This window comes from Sphingobacterium puteale (assembly GCF_050986225.1).
Classification (GTDB): Bacteria; Bacteroidota; Bacteroidia; order Sphingobacteriales; family Sphingobacteriaceae; genus Sphingobacterium; species Sphingobacterium puteale.
On record NZ_CP158959.1, the window covers coordinates 483,915 to 504,334 of the forward strand.

Sequence of the window (20,420 nt, forward strand, 5' to 3'; positions counted from 1 at the left end):
AATTGACGATTACTGACAACTAAAAGAATAAGATAAAGTGGAAAAGGTGGCTTGTTGCTGTACGTAGATGTCGGATGGCTTTGTTAATATGTTTTTCTACCGTGGATTCGCTGATTTCCAATTTTATAGCAATCTCTTTGTTACTCATATAATATTCCCTGCTCAATTTGAATACTTCCCGACATTTTTGAGGAAGATTTTCTATTTCTCTGGTAACTATATCGATAATATAACGGTAATAGAGTCGATCTTCAATGTTTATGGATTGATCTTCACACTCAAAATGTTCAACGTTTTGGGTAACCTTTTTTTTCATCTCTTTGCGGTAATGGGCAAGCACCAAATACCGGCAGGAACTAAATAGATATGCTGGAAGAGACTCTATTTCTTCAATTAACGCTCTATTTTTCCATACTGAAATAAATAGGTCATGCAGGATATCTTCGGCTACTTCGCGGCTGTTGATCTTTTTTGCAATAAAAGAAGTAAGATCAGGGGCAAATAAATCATACAATGCCGAAAAAGCACGCTGATCCCCTTGCTGTATAAGGGGGAGGAGATCTTGGTAGTGATATGATCCAGTGTTTTTCATAAGGAGCTAGTCGCCAGTAAATTTAAAAAAAAATTAACATTCTCATTACAAGATTGACAAAGTGGCGCTGTTTTTTGCATTCATTTTTGTGTTTTTATTAAAATTCAACAAAAATTTATATTTTTTAATATGAATTGACCAATAACTGCTCATAGACAAAATAGGCTTCCAGTAGGTTTGAAGTATGGCTTAGGTATTGTTATCGTATTACAATGAAGCTACTTTAGCTAACTTAAAATGTTGTTATCGAAAAAAGTTTGTTTGTTATTGCGCAATGTTGTGGGAACAACGAAAAGTACTGATTTAATTCGCGCAAACGGTTGTGTTGATATTCATTGGCTTCAGTAAGAGCGTATTCTTCATTTTATTTTCTAATTTCACTTAATTTTACGAAATAGCTCGCATGGCCAAATCTATTAAAGAAATTGCACAGGAACTTAATGTATCCAAATCTACCGTTTCGTTGGTGATCAATCATAAAGCGGAACAGGCTCGTATCAGTAAAGAGCTTGAGAAGCGTGTGCTGGATTACGTCAAGAAAGTTGGGTATAAACCCAACTCACTAGCAAAGAGTCTGGCTACGGGCCGTTCGAATACCATTGGCCTTATTGTAGAAAATATTGGTGATTCCTTTTTCGGCCCTTTTGCGCTATATGTTGAAGAGCTTTTGCGCAAGAAGGGTTATCATGTGCTCTATAGCAGCACTTTGGGAGATCCTCAAAATGCGCAGGATATCATTGATTTTATGCTTGAAAAGAAAGTTGAAGGAATACTTCTGGCACCTACTGTAGATCTGGAAGAACATCAGCGAAAGATCTTGGAACATAAAGTCCCTTTGGTTGTTTTTGACCGAAATTCGCCAGAAGTAGCCACACATTATGTGCATATTGACAATGGAGACAGCAGCCTGAAGGCCTGCTCACATTTGAAGTCGATCGGCTGTGAAAACTTTGGATTGGTTACAATTGATTCGGACCAACCTCAGATGCTAGCGCGTAAAAATGCCTATTTACAATTTTGTGAGGAAATAGGAATGCAAGCGCGGATATTACATTTGCCCTACCACAGTTTGCGACAGAAGGGTATGACGACCTTAAGGAATTGGGTATCGAAAAATACCGAATTGGATGGTTTATATTTTACGACCAATTATCTGTGTATCCTTGGCCTGAAATCGCTACGTACAGAGGAAGGGAAAATTTTCGATTTCCCGTTGTTTTCCTTTGATGATCATGAGCTGTTCGATATACTGAATCCTAAGATTTCCTGTATCCGGCAGCCACTGGAACCGTTAGCAAAAACATGTGTAAAGGTCTTACTAAAAGAAATAGACCGTGGCATTTCCATTCCCAGAGAATATGTGATTTCAACAGACTTGATTAAAAGATAATATACTGCTTGGAGCTTTTATCCACTTCGGATTGCCCCTATGAACGTAAGCCCAATTGTAAAAATCATAAGACGGACACCTTAGAAAGTATCGAGTTTTTTTTAATTCATATTCTTTTTATATCTTTACTAATACGTTTTAGTAGAAATATTTATATATATCCTAAATAATGAAGAAATCATTAAATGTTTTTCTAGGGTCATTATTGTCCTTGGGTTTGTTTTGCGCAAAACCGGTTTTGGCTCAGAAGTTTAGAGGACAGCAACTAGAAGCTGTGGATCTGGTGAATCCTTTAATGGGTACGGAATCCAAATTTGAGCTTTCCAACGGGAATACTTATCCTTCCATTGCAAGGCCCTGGGGGATGAATATGTGGACGCCACAGACAGGTAAAAATGGCGATGGCTGGCAATATCAGTATACAGCTGATAAGATCCGTGGATTAAAGCAGACTCACCAGCCATCACCTTGGATGAATGATTACGGTGTTTTTTCTATTATGCCTGTGACTGGAAAGCCTGTATTTGATCAAGATGAGCGTGCGAGCTGGTTTTCACATAAAGCGGAGATTGTAAAACCGTATTATTATTCGGTTTATCTAGCAGATCACGATGTGACTGCAGAGATGACACCAACAGAACGCGCAGCCATATTTAGGATCTCGTTTAATAAAACAGACGATGCTTATATTGTTTTGGATGCATATGAAAAGGGATCTGAAGTTCAGATTATTCCAGAAAAAAATATGATAATTGGCTATTCTTCGAAATATGCACGCGGTCCACTACCTGCTAATTTCAAGAATTATTTTGTTTTGGTTTTTGATCAACCTTTTGCAAGTGTTGCTACTTGGGAAGGCAAAGAGAAGAAGGATGGGCAACTTCAGATCAAAGGTGATCACACAGGTGCAATCGTAGGGTTTAAGGTAAAAGACAAAACGAAACCAGTACAGGTGAAAGTAGCGTCTTCCTTTATCAGTGCCGAACAAGCTTTATTAAACTTAAATGAATTAGGTAACAAATCTTTTGATCAAGTAAAAGAAGATGGACGTCAGATCTGGAATTCTACCTTAGGAAAAATTAAAGTAGAAGGTGATGATATCGATCAGTTGCGTACATTTTATTCGACCATGTATCGAACCTTATTTTTCCCGAACAAGTTGTATGAGATTGATGCAAAAGGACAGCCTGTACATTATAGCCCGTATAACGGTAAGACGCTTCCGGGATATTTATTCGGCGGGACAGGTTTTTGGGACACATTCAGAGCCTTGTATCCATTCTTAAACTTTATGTATCCTTCCATAAATAAGGAAATGCAGGAAGGTCTTCTCAATGCCTATCTGGAAGGAGGTTTTCTACCTGAATGGAGCAGCCCGGGATATGCTGACATCATGGTTGGTAACAACTCCGCTTCGGTCGTTTCGGATGCATATATGAAAGGTCTACGTGGTTATGATATCAACAAATTGTATGAAGCCTTGCAACATGGTGCAAATAATGAGGGACCAATGACTGCTGTCGGGCGAAAAGGTGTTGAATATTACAACAGGCTGGGGTATGTTCCTTATGACGTTAACATCAATGAAAATGCTGCCCGCACATTAGAATATGCTTATGATGATTTCACCATATACCAATTGGCAAAAGCATTAAATCGCCCTAAGGCCGAGATTGACTTATATGCGAAACGTGCCCAAAATTATAAGAACTTATTTGATCCTTCCACCAATCTGATGCGTGGTAAAAATAAGGATGGTAAATTCCAGGCACCTTTCAATCCACTGAAATGGGGTGATGCATTTACTGAGGGAAATAGCTGGCATTACTCCTGGAGTGTTTTCCACGATGTGCAAGGACTGATCAATTTAATGGGAGGCGAAAAGACGTTTGTCGGTATGTTGGACTCCGTATTCGTTCAATCGCCAGATTTTGATGATAGTTATTATGGCGGTATTATCCACGAAATTCGGGAGATGCAGGTTGCCAATATGGGGCAATATGCACATGGTAATCAGCCAATCCAGCATATGCCATATTTGTATAACTACGCCGGCCAACCTTGGAAAACACAATATTGGGTTCGCCAGGTCATGGACAGAATGTACAAACCGACACCTGACGGTTATTGTGGCGACGAGGATAATGGCCAAACATCAGCTTGGTATGTGTTTTCAGCTTTAGGTTTTTATCCTGTTTGTCCGGCGACAGATGAATATGTGCTCGGTGCTCCATTGTTTAAAAAAGCGACCTTAACTTTTGAAAATGGTAAGACATTGACCATAGATGCGCCTAAGAATTCCAGTGAAAATGTTTATGTGAATGCTTTGCAGTTTAACGGAACAAATTATGGTAAAAACTGGTTGAGTCACAAGGCTCTTCATGAAGGTGGAAATCTTAATTTTGATATGGCCGTTAAACCGAACTATAATAGAGGGGCTACCTTGAGCGCAGTTCCATATTCGATGACGAATGAATTGAAGGTGGGTGTGAATTCAACAAAATCAAAGAAGAAAAAATAGGTAAATTATAACTCTGATTATGAACTTTAGTTTTTTGAAACAAGCATTGGCCATCGTAGGCCTGCTGTATTATTTTTCAGTTTCGGCACAGGATAATTGGCAACATACCGAAAATGACCGTAAGGCAGCGGTGGATGTTGATAGCATTACCAAAAATGGATACACCTTGATCTGGATTAATAAAGACAAGGATTTTAATCCAGCCTTAAAGGATAGATTGGTGGCTGCGTATTTTACTAATTACCCCAAGCTGGCAAAAAAATATAATAACAAGACCATAAGAAAAGTGTCTTTCGTTATTGATCCAGATTACAAAGGAGTAGCTGCAACAGCAGGGGGAATTGTACGGTATAGCCCAGACTGGTTTGCTAAAAATCCGGGCGATATAGATGTTGTAACGCATGAAGTCATGCACATTGTTCAGGCGTATCCAGATGGGGCCGGCCCTTGGTGGATTACCGAGGGAATAGCCGATTTCGTGCGGTTTGATGAAGGAATAGACAACGCTGGTGCAAATTGGAAATTGCCGGAGTATACAGAGAAACAAAAATATACGGATTCATATCGTACGACGGCAAGATTCCTTTATTGGATTAACAAAAATGTGAAAAAGGATTTTGTTAAAAAATTGGACGGAGCAATGCGCAGTAAAACGTATACTGATGATTTTTGGAAAGAGCAGACAGGCAAGACGATTGATGAATTATGGAGTGCTTATAGTAAAAACCCTAAGATTTAATCCTTAAGTGATGAACGTAAGAAATTTACTTGGTGTCGGTTTACTATGTATTCCATTTTTTTTAAGGGCACAGGAAACCAAATTAATCCAATATGTCAAACCGCTTATAGGAACGGCACGAATGGGCCATACTTTCCCCGGTGCGACAGTTCCTTTTGGGGCAGTGCAGCTTAGTCCGGATACAGATACGTTATCGTATGCCGTAAATGGACAATACAATGGCGATGTGTATAAGTATTGCGCCGGCTACCAGTATAGCGACCCCACGATTGTGGGTTTTAGCCATACCCATTTTAGTGGTACTGGCCATTCTGATCTTGGCGATATTTTGGTCATGCCAACCCAAGGGAAGGTACAGCTCAATCCGGGAACGGCGGATAAACCTCAGGAAGGATATAGGTCACCTTATTCACATGCAAATGAACGGGCGGAGCCAAACTATTACAGTGTTTTGTTAGACAAGCATCAGATTAAGGCCGAATTAACGACGACAACTCGTGTGGGAATCCATCGTTATACCTTTCCCCAATCAGATGCATCGCATCTTGTCGTGGATTTAACGGCTGGAATTTATAACTATGATGGTAAAAATGTCTGGACGGTTGTCAAAGTTTTAAATGACTCAACTTTAGTAGGCTATCGCCAGACCAATGGTTGGTCCCGGACACGTACCGTATATTTTGCGATAAAGACGTCCAAACCTTTCAAAAACTACGGTGCGAAATATGAAGATGGAAAATCTGTATACAATGGCTTTTGGCGTAAGTTTGACCAGCAGCATAATTTCCCCGACCTAGCAGCCCATAACATTAAGCTGCACTTGGATTTCGACACCAAAGCGCAAGAATCTATCCAGATGAAAGTTGCGCTAAGCCCTGTAAGTATGAAGAATGCGCTCAGCAATATGGGGAATGAAGCTCCGGATTGGGATTTTGACGCATATGTACGCAAAGGACAACTGGACTGGGAAAAGGAACTCCAAAAGATTGAAGTGGATATGTTGAACAAGGAGGATCTCGTCAACTTCTACACCGCGATGTACCATGCCAGTTTGATGCCAACCATTTACATGGATCAGAACGGCGAATATAAAGGATTGGATCAGGAGATACATCAGGCTAAGGGATTTACGAACTACACCTCGTTTTCGCTCTGGGATACGTTTAGGGCATTCCATCCGCTGCTGAACTTAATTCATCCCTCCCGCAATTCAGACATTGTCGCTTCAATGATGGCACATTACGATCAGAGTGTGTTGAAAATGCTGCCTATTTGGTCGCATTATGCAAACGACAATTGGTGTATGAGCGGTTATCATTCTGTATCCGTCATCGTTGACGCGATATTAAAAGGTGTCTATAAAGGCGATCCGGAAGCTGCTTTAAGGGCTTGTGTACAAACGGCAAATACCCGTAATTATGAAGGAATTGGCGCTTATATCGATAAAGGATATGTCCCGGATGATGTGTCAGGTACTTCGGTATCCAATACGTTGGAATATGCTTATGATGATTGGTGTATTGCTCAATTGGCAAAGAAGCTGGGTAAAGAAGATATCTATCAGACTTTTTCAAAACGGGCGGAAAGCTGGCGGGCGCTTTATGATCCGACGATTGGTTTTATGCGTCCAAAAAGCTCCCAAGGGAAGTTTAAGGAAAAATTTGATGTCCTAGATACACACGGGCAGGGTTTTATAGAAGGGAATTCTTGGAATTATAGCTTGTACGTGCCGCATCAACCCAAAGAGATGATGCAAGTTATGGGCGGCCCAAAAAAACTGGAGACCTATCTGGATTCTTTATTCACAATGGAACTGCCTGATAAATATTTTGAGCATACGGAGGATATAACAAGGGATGGTATTATTGGCAATTATGTACATGGAAATGAACCTTCTCATCATGTGGCTTATCTGTATAATATTACCCAAAGCCCTTGGAAGGCGCAGGCAAGATTGCGTCAGATTATACGGAATCAATATCATAATGGGCACGCTGGTTTAGGTGGAAACGATGACTGTGGACAAATGTCTGCCTGGTATCTCTTTACTGCACTTGGATTTTATCCTGTTGCGCCAGGAGATGATGGGTATTGGATCGGTAGCCCATTAGTGAAATCCGCGAAGATTAAACTAGAAAACGGGAAAAGTATCCAGATCACTGCGCGTAATCAGTCTGAAAAGAATGTGTACGTCAAATCTGTGACATGGAACGGTAAAGTGCTGGATGATTTAAAATTATCGTATAGCGCGTTGATAAATGGTGGTGAACTGGTTTTTGATATGACAAGTAAGCCCAAGAAAGGGAAGTAGCCGTCCAGTAAACCATAACTTTACTATTGGGAGAGACCGATCATTTACTGATCGGTCTTTTTTTGTTAACGTCCGTGTTGCTTGTCTTTAATTTTGGACTGCATTTTCAATAGAGATATTTTATACGCATTTTGTATGGATAGTTGGGGGGCTTTTAGTCGCCAAGACGGAGCGGAGTGTTACAATTTGTAAAAAAAATAACTCATGAGTTTTTTTAGCAAATCTTAATTTTGGTGGTCAAAAATCGAGTTTTTTCGCATAAAACAGCTTAATGTCGCATACTAAACCAGTTTAGCAAAACAAAAAAAACGGAGAAAAAATTTTTTTTTCTCCGTTTTCTATATATCTTCAATATAACCGAAAGCGATAAGTGCTGACCAATTAAGCAAGTAAACCAGTTTTGACAGAGAGGTATTTCCTGTTATGCTAAAACGTTTTTTATATACACTTTAAACCTTAAATTATGATGGTACTTCTATTTGATACTGCATAACGTGTTTTGAGAAAGAATAAGCCAATTTTCTTGTCTCGAAGACCCTATACACAATTGGCCCCTGATTCAGGGGTGCTATAACCAATTTAAACTAGAAAAGTAAAATAACCTAATTATATATCATTCTTATGTACATGATTAAAAAGAGGTGTTTGAGTGGACTCGTTGTCTTGGGATGGTCCTGTGCTTGCTGTTCTCTTGTTTCTGGTCAGGACAATAAGCAATTGACTCCTTCGGATAGTCTTAAGCTTCAGATTGGAGCTGTAAAATTAGACTCCATATTTCAGACCAAAGTTAGTCAGGTCAATCCGATTGAAATCAAGAAGCAAGGCTTGTTACCTTACACCTCCCTTCAGCAGTATTTAAAAGGGAACAATACGGGACTTTATGTAACCGAACCCTCTGGCGAACCTGGAACTAAACAGCCCATGTATTTTCGTGGTATTTCTAGACCATTGCTTTCTGACATCGATGTTTTTCAAAATCAGCCATTAGTTGTGATTGATGGCATTCCATTGGTGGGAGAGCATCCATTCGCTTATGCTGTACAAACCTATGACCTTGAAAGAATTGGTCCGGCAACAAATCTCTTGGCCAATATCAATATCGATATGGTCAAGTCTATTGAGATCCTTAAAGATGTTGCAGCAATAGCCATGTACGGGCCTAATGCTGCCAATGGAGCAATTGTCGTCCAAACGAAAGAATACCAATCCGATAAAACCAATCGTATAGCCGTCAATATGTATACAGGGGTGGCACAACGTCCACAAGTGACGACTATCAACGGTGACTACGAGAATAAATTCAGAAGGCAATTTTATGATTTGTATACATCGAATGGTAAATATGACGATGGTGATTCTTATCCAGTATATCTAAGTGATTCACTCAATATGAATTACTTTGGTAAGTCGGATTGGAGTGATTCCTATTATAACAATGGTTTGGTATATAATTTAAATGCCAACCTTTCTGGTGGTGGCCCACGGGCAAATTTTCAATTTGCAGCCGGATCGACTCAGGATAAGGGTATTTCGGAGAAAGTAAAACTAAATAAGTATTACGCCTTATTTGGGTTGAATATGCGGCCACTGACTTGGTTGACATTCTCCATGCAGGCGAATCTCACTAGACTTGATCGTAACAGAAACTTAAATCTGAGAGATCGTTTTGCGCAGTTAGCCTATTTCCCCGATTTATCGGCTCCATTGTCTCCTAATAAGGACGTCTATAATGAGTACTTGGGCTTTTACAAAAAAGGATTTGACAACAACAAGTCAAATATTGTACAGGGCTATGGTAAACTACAGTTCGATTTTGGCAATTTTCATTTTCTTTCCACCGGTATGGTCGACTATAATGAAGGTTACCGGGATCAATTTTATCATAGCAAGCTAATGGAATCCAATAATTTTGCATCCAATTATTATGGTTATAATCAACGTGCTGTATTTGATAACAAAGCTTATTATGACTGGAAAATTGATACTAAAAATAACTTGAATCTATTGATCGGAAATAGCTTGCAATGGGATACGTACCGCTACAATTATGCTTACGCTTACAAAGGAGTAAATGATTTTATTAAAGTGAATCTTTTGGAAGATGATATGAATGCTTCTAATTATTTGGAAGCTACGGCGTACCCTAAGGCGCTTATTTTTAAATTTTTAGATCGTATCCGCCATAATTTAGTCTCTTTTTATGGAAAGGCAACCTATAATTATGACAAAAAGGTTGATGTCTCTTTACTGCTGAGATCCGATGGATCCTCTAACGCTCAGCCCGATGCAAGATGGCTGTTTACACCATCGCTTTCCGTAAATTGGAATATCAAAAACAGTTATTTCAATACAAATAGAAGCCTGAAAGACCTGACAGCTCGATTGAGCCTGGGACGTATTGGAATAAACAATGTATTTGATGATTTTGCACAGGGACCTAACTATGTCGCTCAAATGGGCTTTACAGGCAATCAGTTGATTGCTGGCTATAATGCGATCGCGGGACTGGTGCGACCTTACGAATCGGGATGGGTAGGTTATAATATTCCCTGGGCCTACACTGATCAGGGCAATTTAGGTCTTGACTATGCAATCGAAAAAAAGAACTTTCATGTCTCCTTGGATCTATACCTGAAACAGACTAAAAACCAACTGATCAATATCCCTTCTTTTAGTGAGTACGGATACAAATCAAGTTATTCCGCAGGAATGGATGTTCAAAATGCCGGGGCGGAATTAACAGTTGGGCTTGATCCGATCCAATCCAAAACATTTAAATGGTCTACGGCACTTAATGTGTCTCACAATCGAAACAAACTTAAAGCATTGCCAAATGGACTTGATCGATTGGTTATCGGGAATAATTTATTGGAAGTTGGGAAGTCACTGGATCAATATTGGCTTCTTTCCAATGAAGGGATTTACAAGACAGATGCGGAAGTGCCATCGGGAATGACCTATAATGCTATTCAGTTGCGAGCAGGTGATCCCATTTGGAAAGATCAAAATGGCGACAATACCATAAATGATGATGATAGAACTTTGCAGGGCCATCGTCTACCGGCCATTTTTGGAAATTGGTACAACAACTTTGTATTTGGGAAGTGGGATCTAGGCATCAATATGTACTACAATATTGGCCGTGAGCTCATTAATCAAGAGATGGCAAATCGTTTTGATTTTATTAATAATGAAGGTGCCCGGAAGTTGGATGCGGTCAAAGAGATTACCTATTGGGAGAAAAGAGGCGATTATAGTAAATATCCGTTGTATAACCCTTGGAGTTCGGTCATCGCTTATCAGGCCGATCAGGATCTGTTCTTGGAGAACGCTTCTTTTTTAAAGATTCGCGCAATCACTTTGGGCTATAATCTGACGGCTTTGCTCGGTGGACGTACACAGCGCATTAAAAATGCCTATGCCTATGTTTCTGCGAATAATGTCGCAACCATAACATCTTATAGTGGTGTGGATCCCGAGATTGTAGATTATACGGGTTACGATATTGGGTCCAAATTGCGCATTCCCCGAATTTACACCTTAGGTATTAAAGTTGATTTTTAAAAGAATAGACATGAAAAGATATTATTTCATTATTCGTGTGTTACCAATTTTCTTGCTAGCCCTTGGCGGGTGCAAGAAAATGCTTGATATAGATTCTTCGCGGACGGTCAAAGAAGAAAATATGTGGAATGCTTTGGAAGATACGCGTGCTGGGCTGATGGGGATCTATGGTTTAACCAAGGCCGCATTGGACGATAACAACGGATACTGGCTTTACGGAGATGTACGGTCCGGTGATTTTGAAAGTCCAAATCGACAAGACCTGAAAGCCATTATAAAAAATGATCTTAAAGCGAATTATGAATCGCTAAATGCATTATCCAACTGGCGGCGCTGGTTTGCGGTGGTCAATGCCGCCAATATATTTATGGAACGCGCTCCGGAAGTACGGACAAAAGATCTGCGCTATACCGAAAATAACCTGGTAGTAGATGTTGCCCAGGCGAGATTTTTACGTGCCTATGCCTATTTTAATATGGTACGTATCTGGGGTGATGTCCCATTGATTTTAAATTCCCATGATGGAAATTTTGAAAATAAACCTCGCGAAGATCGTTTAAAGCTCTACGCCTGGATCGAAAAAGAAATGTATGACGCGGCGCAACTGCTGCCTTATTCCTATAGTACTGGCGATGAACAACAGATTGGGAATTATTATAATGAAAACTCTTCCCGGTGGAATGGTGCATTGGTCCGGAAGCTTTCCGCTTATGCGATCTTAGCCCATTTGGCTGCCTGGCAAGCGAATTATGCTGATGTCGCATCTTACACCAAATTTGTGATGGATAATTATTCAAAAGGAGGAGCTTATTATTTATCGTCTTCTTTCCTGACAGATGGCAATGGTTTTTTCTTTGAAAAACGGTCCGAACAGATGTTTTCCTTCCCCTATATCTGGGCACATGTCGAAGCTTCATTTACAGGCCATATTGAGGAACTTACACTGGCTGCGCCTGTAGTGAATAAATCTGTGCCCGATATCTACATGCCTAAAGAGACGATTTTAAAGACATTCAGTGAGAAAAAAGATCAGCGTTTCAGCATAGATACCCTGGGCAATCCGAACACGGAAGTCTACTTCCGGAATTTCAATGGTAAATACCCGATTTTCAGTAAGATCAAATGTATTATGGGGGGGACTTCTGATCCCACTTTTCGGATTTTTACAAGTGCGACAATTTTAACCCGCTTGGAGGATATGGCTCTTTTGCGGGCGGAGTCCTTGGCTGTACTTGGTGAAAAATCGGCCGCTATCGAGCTGTTAGATGAAATTCGGGAAAGAAGAGGCCTTAAAGCATACACCGAAACTGCCAATGGTGATTTGGTTGACGCGATCTTTTTGGAGCGGAAACGGGAACTGATGGGAGAGGGGCATCGTTGGTATGATATGATCCGCCGTGAGAAGATCAAACATGACAATCCGAAATTGGCACAACTGATTGCCGAAGATGGAATTTACTGGCCGATCGCAAAGGAAATCCTCTCGCAGAATAAGTTAATAGAACAAAATGCTTATTGGAAGTAAAGAAGTAACAGCTATGAAAAAGAACTTATTTATACGGTGCATATTCGCATTGGCAGTTACATCTCTGTTGTACGCCTGTGCCAAAGATAAAGGTTACTATTCGCCCATGGCTAAGGAACCTGTTTATAAGGGTAATTTATATAGTTATCTGAAAAGTAAGCCTGGGGTATATGATTCCTTGGTTAAAGTTATCGACCGGATCGGACTGCAAAAGAAACTGCAAGATAGTACAGTCACTTTGTTTGCACTGACAAATGCTAACTTCCAATTGGCGGTTCAGAACCTGAATAATACATTGAATGTGTCCGACAAACCGGCCCAGTATTTAAATTCTGTGAAATATGAAATACTGGATTCGCTGATGTGCCAGTACATTATCCAGGGAAGGATTTCCAGTGATTCACTCACAAATCAAGACGGGAAGGATGTGTTGGGAATACGCTACGGTTACCCCATGCACATCGGTCTTAATAGACAGGCCTCATCGGGATATATGAATGGAGGCCCGACAATAGTTGATTTCTCCGACACAAGAAGATCCGTATTTAATCGCAATTGGGTGACGACGGAAACAAGTTCGCTAAATATCCAGACAGATAATGCGGTGGTCCATGTGCTTAATTCTGACCATGTTTTCGGTTTTAATAAATTTGTCAGTCAGATTATCTATATCCCACCACCTGAAAATTTATTTAAAACAATTGGCGGAGCAGGATCCGCATCAAAAGAAGCATCTGGAGGTCCGAATGCTGTGGAAGCATCCAAGTATGTATTCGATGGCAATCCAGAGACCAAATTCTTCCTGTCAAGCCCCGGACAATTTTATATCCAATGGGATTTTCCAGTTGCGGTTGCTGCAAACAGCTATACGCTTCGGTCAGCGAATGACATTCAGCAGCGGGATCCCACCGATTGGACCTTACAGGGATGGAACGAAGAGACTTCCAAATGGGATCTTCTAGACACCAAAAAAGATGAAGCTTTTGATGAGCGTTTCCAGTTAAGGGTATTCTTTTTTACCAATACCAGAGCATATAAAATCTATCGTTTGAATATCGCGCGCATGTATGGGGGCAGTGATTTCCAACTTGCAGACTGGACAATGAACCGAAATCAATAACCAATTTAAGAATGTCTAAGCAATGAGAATTTTTAAAAAATACAGAATACTGGACAAGGGACTATGTTTTTATGGTAGTCTACTTGTTTTAATGTGCGCAGGCTTAAATGGGTGTAAAAAGATGTATAATTTGCCCGAAGAGAAGGAATTTTTAAGTGTAAATCTGACTTACGACGGGAAATCCTTCTATCCCATTTTAGGACGAACCACACGTATGGGGATAGTGAATACAGACCATTCGACAACGCCGTTAAAGTTTGAAATTGTCAATCCGCGTTACGGCGATGGAAGACCTTATACGGATCTTTTTCAGGTAAAACCCGTCTATGAGTGGATTTCGCGGTACGATGGAACGGAGAAAAACCTCGCAGAAATCGAAGCCAAAAGAAAACAGGTCAACAGACCACTCTTTGAGGTCGATTCAACAGGGACATTTATTTTATGGAACTCTTCAACGAATGAGCTGATCGCGCCGAGGGCCAAAGATAGTATTGATCTGGTGCAAAATGTTCGCTATTTCGATCTTAAAGTTTCCAATTCAGGGGGGACTACCATTGTTAAAGATTTTATGATCCTACCATGGCGAGTACAGGATTATGAACCCTATTCGGATAAAAATCCGTATAATGGTGAGATAGCACCTGACCCTAAGGATCCTAAAAATCCCAAGAAGCAAAGCTATATCTGGCCTTCCTATATGAGTAATATTTATGGAGAATCCAGTAACCAATTGTTACGAACCAACGATGAGTTTAAAGATCTAGTGGTTTACATACGCCCTTTTACGGGTGGAAATGGTCATAATTTAAGATTTGTTTTTTTAAACAAAGATAAAAATCCGATCAACCCCGATAATTTCAACGAAACAAATTGGAACGAACTGATACATGGTTTTAACATGAAAAAAACGGAGAGTTATGTTCAATATGACGTCGCCTATCCCATTCCCCTGACAAATTACCCGACTAAATATACAAATGGCGGAAGCGCAAAGGTAGATTTTAGTTATTCCAGAAGAGGATTCGGAGGGACGTTGATTACAGCCGGTTTCGGATTGAATTTTAAATTATTTACAAAAGGAGACTGGGAAATTGTTTTTCATTTCCAAAGAGAGAATCCACGATTTGATAACGAATAATAGAAATAGTTATGCGATTAAAGATAATTTATAATAGTTGTGTTCTCTTGATATTGTGCATGTTCATGTCGTTGGAGGTATCTGCACAAGCGATCATTATGTCGGGGAAAGTGACTGATGAGAAAGGACGGGTATTGAGCGGAGTAACGGTGCGTTACGGAAAAACAGCGCGAGAGGTAACATCCACAAATTCATCGGGCGCATTTAGTGTAACTGCGGTCTCGGGATCATCCATTTCGTTTAGACTGATCGGTTACGACGGCGTTTCAATCACCATACGTGCAGACCGCAATGTCAGCATACGCATGAAAGAATTGGATAATCAGATGGATGAAGTTGTTGTTCGTGGTTATGTTAAGCGACCTCGGGAAACAACAACGGGAGCCTCGACCAAAATCAGTGGAAAAGAGCTTCAAGATATTCCGGCGGCAAATGTGGAGAATCTACTCCAGGGTAAAGTTGCGGGTTTGAATGTACAGGTGAATACAGGTGCTCCAGGATTTAGAGGGTCTACACAGATTCGGGGGCTTTCAACAATTAGTGTCACAGGTTCGGGAGATCAGTCATTCTTGACACCGACTTCGCCTTTGTATGTGATCGATGGGGTGCCGATGGATGCGGATCGTGCCAATGAGCTCGGCCTCAGTCAACAGGGACCCGGTATTAGCCCCCTATCACTCATACCTCCCGAGGACATAGAAAATATAGAGGTATTGAAAGATGCACAAGCAACTTCTTTATATGGTTCATTGGCAGCTTATGGTGTTATCATTATTAACACAAAACGTGGAAATTCAGAAGTGCCCCGTGTACGTTATACAGGAAACTTCTTCCTGAAAACACCACCAAAATTAAGAGAAACTTTGGGTGGTAATCTCGAGCGTAGGCTTAAGTTATTGCAAATTTATGGTAATGCACTATCGCAGGATGACTGGGATCGAATATCACAAACACCCATACTTTCGGATAGCTTAAATGCTTATTTTAACAATTCGACCAATTGGCAGGATTTATTCTATGCGACAACCTATAATCAGACCCATAACGTTGCAATAGACGGGGGGAATCAAAAGTTAAATTATAAAGCCAACTTAAATTATTATAATGAAAACGGAATTATAAAAAATACGGGTTTTGACCGTTACATGGCCAATATGCGATTTGAGTATTATCCAAATGAGAAGTTTAGATTCACGGCTCAGGTCAATGCTTCGCTCGGGTCAAAGAGTAAAGGTGATGGATTAGGGATTTTGCAGTCCGGCGTGGCAAAAAATGGTATGGCTTCAACTCTATTGCCTGGCCCTTCGTTTTACTTAGCCTCTTCGGGGTATAATTCAGCGCTAAAAACAAGGAATGATAACTCTTCTAAATCGATAAAACCTTTTATCGAAGCATCGTATGAATTTATTCCGGGTTTACGGGCAACCACGACGGTAAGTTATGAATCTACGTCCGACAACGAAAGTACATTTACTCCGGCGGAAGCAAACGGTCAGTTTGCGCAGGTTTATGCTTATTATGGACGATACAATTCATTATATAACCGGAACTCCATTAACTATAGCCGGACGTTTAAAGAAAAGCATACGGTGTTTTTCAATCTGTTCAATGAGATCCGTACGTTGGAAAAGCAAGCAAATGCGGCATTGCAGGCGCGTACACCGAATGATCAATTTGAAGGACCACTAGGGTTTGATGGTTACTTTTCTAAAGGCGGTGGATTGCTGCGCCGAGGTTTCGGAAAGGAGCGTGGATTGTCTTTTGCAATTGCCGGTACCTATGATTATATGAAAAAATATGTTGTGGATCTTTCTTACCGTATGGACGGTTCATCACAAAATGGTTTTGGAAATCTATACACCAAAAACCCCGCCGTTGGGTTCCGTTGGAATGCTTACCATGAAGACTTTTTAAAAGAAGTGGACTGGATCAACTTATTGTCGATCCGCACCAGCTGGGGGGTAAACGTTATGCCTAATAGTACCTTGGAACGGGTTTATGGAAAATATGATATTACAGGCGGGTATAATGATAAAATCGGTATCGGAATCAATTACGAACAGATTCCTAATCCAGATTTAAAACCGACAACCACCAGTCAATATAACCTGGGTTTGGACATGGCGTTCTTCAATAACCGGTTTGAACTGACCTATGATACTTATTACAAGAAAGTAGATAATATCTTGTTTGAGGAGAAGTTATCTACCTCATTGGGCTTTGACAAAGTGAACAGCAATTCAGCCGCTATTGCTAACTATGGCCATGAGCTCGCTGTGATGTATCGACCATTTACCGAAGGTCGCTTTACCATGTCCGTCGGTGTAAATGGTGCCTTTAACCGGGATGTATTGCTCAAATTGCCAGAACATTATGGCGGTCAATTTGTTCGCTGGGATTATACTAATGACCTGAGACAGCATATTGTTTTTAGAGTAGGGACATCGACCATGTCAAATTACATGTTATTAAACCAGGGTGTTTATAGTACCGATGCGGATGTTCCTGTGGACCCTGTGTCAGGCCGCCGGTATCGCATGGCTAATGGGACAGAATTTCAGGCAGGAGACCCGATTTTTGCCGATCTAGATGGCAACTATATTTTAGATGAAAACGATTATGCGAGAACAGGTAATTCTCAGCCGCTCATCACTGGAGGTCTACAATTGAATTTAAATTATAACCATGAGACTTTAGGAACGTTTGGCTTAAATGTGTATGGCTCATACACAGCTAAACGTACGATCTTAAATAATGCGCTTGCGGAGCGGCTGCGTCTAATGAATGATCCTTATGGAAGTCAGGCTGTCGTTCCGTTGGACGACATTAATATGTGGATGAAGCCGGGAGATATCGCGAAGTATCCATATGCCTACGATTTTAAACGTTATTCGAGTATCGATCCATTTCGCATGGACCAAAGTTTATGGGCGGAAGATGGATCCTATTTCAAATTCAACAGTGTTACCCTGTCCTATATGTTTACGAAAAACGCAGTTAGACGCTACGGTCTGGAACGTTTAAGGGTATATGTAACGGCTGAAAACGTCGCTACCTTGTCAAAATACAGTGGACCGAACCCGGAAAACGTGAGTAGTATGGGAAGGGACGCTTCAGGTGGATATCCTGTTCCAAGGCAATATAGTGTAGGTGTTAATATAGATTTCTAATCGCTAGGTGTTATGAAAATTAAAAGAAATTTTACAAGAATCGCATTTGTTTTAAGCCTATGCGTCATATTGACCGTTGGCTGTAAGAAATTTTTGACGGTCGAACCCATTGATCGGCTTACAGGAAATAACTTTTATCAGTCAAAAGAAGATGTAGAGGCAAATATCGCGCGCATATACAGTCAATTTTTTGAGAAGATAAATGAGTCTTGGGTAATGGGCGCAATAGGAGAGGCCAGATCTGGCGAGATTTTCCCTTCGCCCACTTCATCAAATGATCGTATGATTCTGAGGGATCTTGGAACGAACAATATGAATGCCGTTTATGTCAATACCTTGTCCGGCGGGCGCTCCAGTGGTTATGCCATGTACAAGGTGTCGAGCTGGGATACCTATTACAAGGTTATTCAGAGCTGCAACATTTTGATTGCTAAACTGGAGGAAGGAATTCCGGGGTTATCGGCGGCAGACAAAGACCGTTACAAAGCAGAGGCGACTTTTATGCGTTGTTTCAGCTATTTTTGGATGGTCCGCCTATATGGTGATGTGGTCTACTATACGGAAGCCTACTTTGCTAAACAGCTGGCACGTGAAGACATGGTTTCTGTGATCAGTAAATGTATTTTGGATTTGGAATCTGTCAAAGATATCATGCCTTGGTCGTTTGGTGACGCGTCGCAGCGTGGTGCAAGGGCGAGCCGCGGTAGTATTATTGCACTGTTGATGCATATGAAAATGTGGAATGCCAATTTTGATTCACCTAATGCAACAAAATATTATGAAAGTGTGGCAGCATTGGGCAAGGAGCTGAGAACAAGTGGCGTTCATTACCTTTATGCTTTAACACCGGAAAATTGGGCAAAAGTCTCCAAAGGACGAACAGAAGAATCCCTTTTTGAGTTTTATCGGACCATTAACTACGGCGATCAAAATAATGCTTATGCACCGCTTTGGGATCATTTCCTGCGATGGCCCTATAAATTTCCCCGATACAACCAGCAATTTAGTATCGCATATTATTCATCTGTTTTTATGTACCGTATCTACCCGCTTAATGGACCCGCGGATAAGCGGAAGGAACTCTGGTATGAGGATATGTATGCCGATAATGGCCAGTTTGTACTTAAAAAATTCGCGGCCAACGTCTTTGCTTCTGGCAACGAAGATTCTAACCCCGACAACACTTTTATGATATTTCGCTATGCCGATGCTCTTCTGCTGGAGGCGGAGGCCTTAGCCAATCTTGGGACGTCAAGGGAAGCCGAAGCTATTGCTGTACTCAATATCGTTCGGGACCGTGCCGAAGCAACCCGTTATTCAGGTGGTGGAACCGATCTTAAGAATTTTATTTTCGAGGAGCGCTGCCGTGAATTAATTGGTGAAGGTATGCGGTATTTTGACCTAATCAGAACAAAACGGATATTAAATCCACAGTGGACCATGACACCGATGACAATTGACCAATACAATCGTCGTGCATGGACCTGGCCGCTGGATCCTTCAGCGAAGAATTTCAATTCTAAGATCGTGTTAAATAGTTATTGGACTGGCGGAAACTAAATCTATGTGTATTATGAGAAGATTTAAAATTAGAGGCTACATTTTTATGATCACCGCATTGCTCTTGAGTATGGGATCCTGTAAAAAAGATGATTATTACGAAGATGGTGGTTTAGCTCAGGCAAAGTTCGATGGCTCAATCATGGAATATTTAGATTCAAAACCAAGGGAATTTGATTCCATCGCACAGATTATTCGGCTTGCGGGACTGGAAAATGATTTTCAGACCAAAGAGTTTACTTTTTTCGCTCCCAGAGATGAGAGTGTCCGAAAATTAATTGGTCTGGCGAAAGGCAATGCCCAGCGGGGTGCATCCGGGGTGAATATGCTGTTGTATCTTCTTGGGCGGGATACGGTAAAAACATTGGCAGACGTTGACAGTACCATCTGGCGAAAATATCTATTGCGCTATATGTTCAATGGCAAACGCAAGTTGATGGATTACCCACAGCTTGATCTTGACTTGCTGAATGTATTTAAAGGCCAAAACTATACCTCCTTGGGAAATACTGTGTCTAATATTGGAGTGGTATACAACGATGCGATCAATGATTCGGATAAAAATAACATCACCAGGCTAAAGTATATGGGCTATCGTCAGCTTCATATTTCTTATATCCCGGATATCAGTAGACCTATGGAGTGGTGGACTTGCCCTATCGCTTCTTCGGATATACAACCTGACAATGGTGTTGTGCATGTGATTGATTATACAAAAGCTGATTTCGGTTATAGATCGGGAGAGATTATCGCTGATATTTTGGAAAGTAAACGTTAAAAACCAGTTGTG

The 20,420-nt window shown here is 40.8% G+C and carries 12 protein-coding genes; 11 read left to right on the top strand and 1 reads right to left on the bottom strand.

All coding sequences use genetic code 11. The annotated features are described in order from the left end of the window. Positions 1 to 19: 19 nt before the first annotated feature. Complete coding sequence (locus ABTV71_RS01905; RefSeq protein WP_433902114.1) at positions 20 to 592, bottom strand: RNA polymerase sigma factor; 573 nt, start codon at positions 590 to 592, stop codon at positions 20 to 22. 403 nt (positions 593 to 995) lie between these two features. On the opposite strand from ABTV71_RS01905, the gene ABTV71_RS01910 reads away from it, so the two are divergent. The 11 genes from ABTV71_RS01910 (at position 996) to ABTV71_RS01960 (ending at position 20,408) form a co-directional block, all read left to right on the top strand. After that, positions 996 to 1,982 (top strand): LacI family DNA-binding transcriptional regulator, encoded by a 987-nt coding sequence (locus ABTV71_RS01910; RefSeq protein WP_433902115.1) that lies wholly within the window; start codon positions 996 to 998, stop codon positions 1,980 to 1,982. A 169-nt stretch (positions 1,983 to 2,151) separates the two neighbouring features. After that, positions 2,152 to 4,503 (top strand): GH92 family glycosyl hydrolase, encoded by a 2,352-nt coding sequence (locus ABTV71_RS01915; protein ID WP_121124235.1) that lies wholly within the window; start codon positions 2,152 to 2,154, stop codon positions 4,501 to 4,503. A gap of 19 nt (positions 4,504 to 4,522) precedes the next feature. Beyond that, complete coding sequence (locus ABTV71_RS01920) at positions 4,523 to 5,242, top strand: basic secretory protein-like protein (RefSeq protein ID WP_433902116.1); 720 nt, start codon at positions 4,523 to 4,525, stop codon at positions 5,240 to 5,242. A 10-nt stretch (positions 5,243 to 5,252) separates the two neighbouring features. Then, entirely contained in the window at positions 5,253 to 7,553 is a 2,301-nt protein-coding gene (locus ABTV71_RS01925) for a GH92 family glycosyl hydrolase (RefSeq protein ID WP_433902117.1), read from the top strand. Positions 7,554 to 8,198: 645 nt separating this feature from the next. Then, positions 8,199 to 11,117: a SusC/RagA family TonB-linked outer membrane protein gene (locus ABTV71_RS01930; protein WP_433902118.1), complete on the top strand. Its 2,919-nt coding sequence runs from the start codon at positions 8,199 to 8,201 to the stop codon at positions 11,115 to 11,117. A gap of 10 nt (positions 11,118 to 11,127) precedes the next feature. Beyond that, entirely contained in the window at positions 11,128 to 12,642 is a 1,515-nt protein-coding gene (locus tag ABTV71_RS01935) for a RagB/SusD family nutrient uptake outer membrane protein (protein WP_433902119.1), read from the top strand. 13 nt (positions 12,643 to 12,655) lie between these two features. Further along, positions 12,656 to 13,762 (top strand): fasciclin domain-containing protein, encoded by a 1,107-nt coding sequence (locus ABTV71_RS01940; RefSeq protein ID WP_433902120.1) that lies wholly within the window; start codon positions 12,656 to 12,658, stop codon positions 13,760 to 13,762. Between the two features lie 121 nt (positions 13,763 to 13,883). After that, entirely contained in the window at positions 13,884 to 14,900 is a 1,017-nt protein-coding gene (locus tag ABTV71_RS01945; RefSeq protein ID WP_433902121.1) for a DUF5007 domain-containing protein, read from the top strand. Between the two features lie 11 nt (positions 14,901 to 14,911). After that, a complete protein-coding gene (locus ABTV71_RS01950; protein WP_433902122.1) occupies positions 14,912 to 18,070 on the top strand; it encodes a SusC/RagA family TonB-linked outer membrane protein in 3,159 nt (1,052 codons plus the stop codon). 12 nt (positions 18,071 to 18,082) lie between these two features. Continuing rightward, a complete protein-coding gene (locus tag ABTV71_RS01955; RefSeq protein ID WP_433902123.1) occupies positions 18,083 to 19,630 on the top strand; it encodes a RagB/SusD family nutrient uptake outer membrane protein in 1,548 nt (515 codons plus the stop codon). Between the two features lie 13 nt (positions 19,631 to 19,643). After that, complete coding sequence (locus ABTV71_RS01960; protein ID WP_433902124.1) at positions 19,644 to 20,408, top strand: fasciclin domain-containing protein; 765 nt, start codon at positions 19,644 to 19,646, stop codon at positions 20,406 to 20,408. Positions 20,409 to 20,420: the final 12 nt, after the last annotated feature.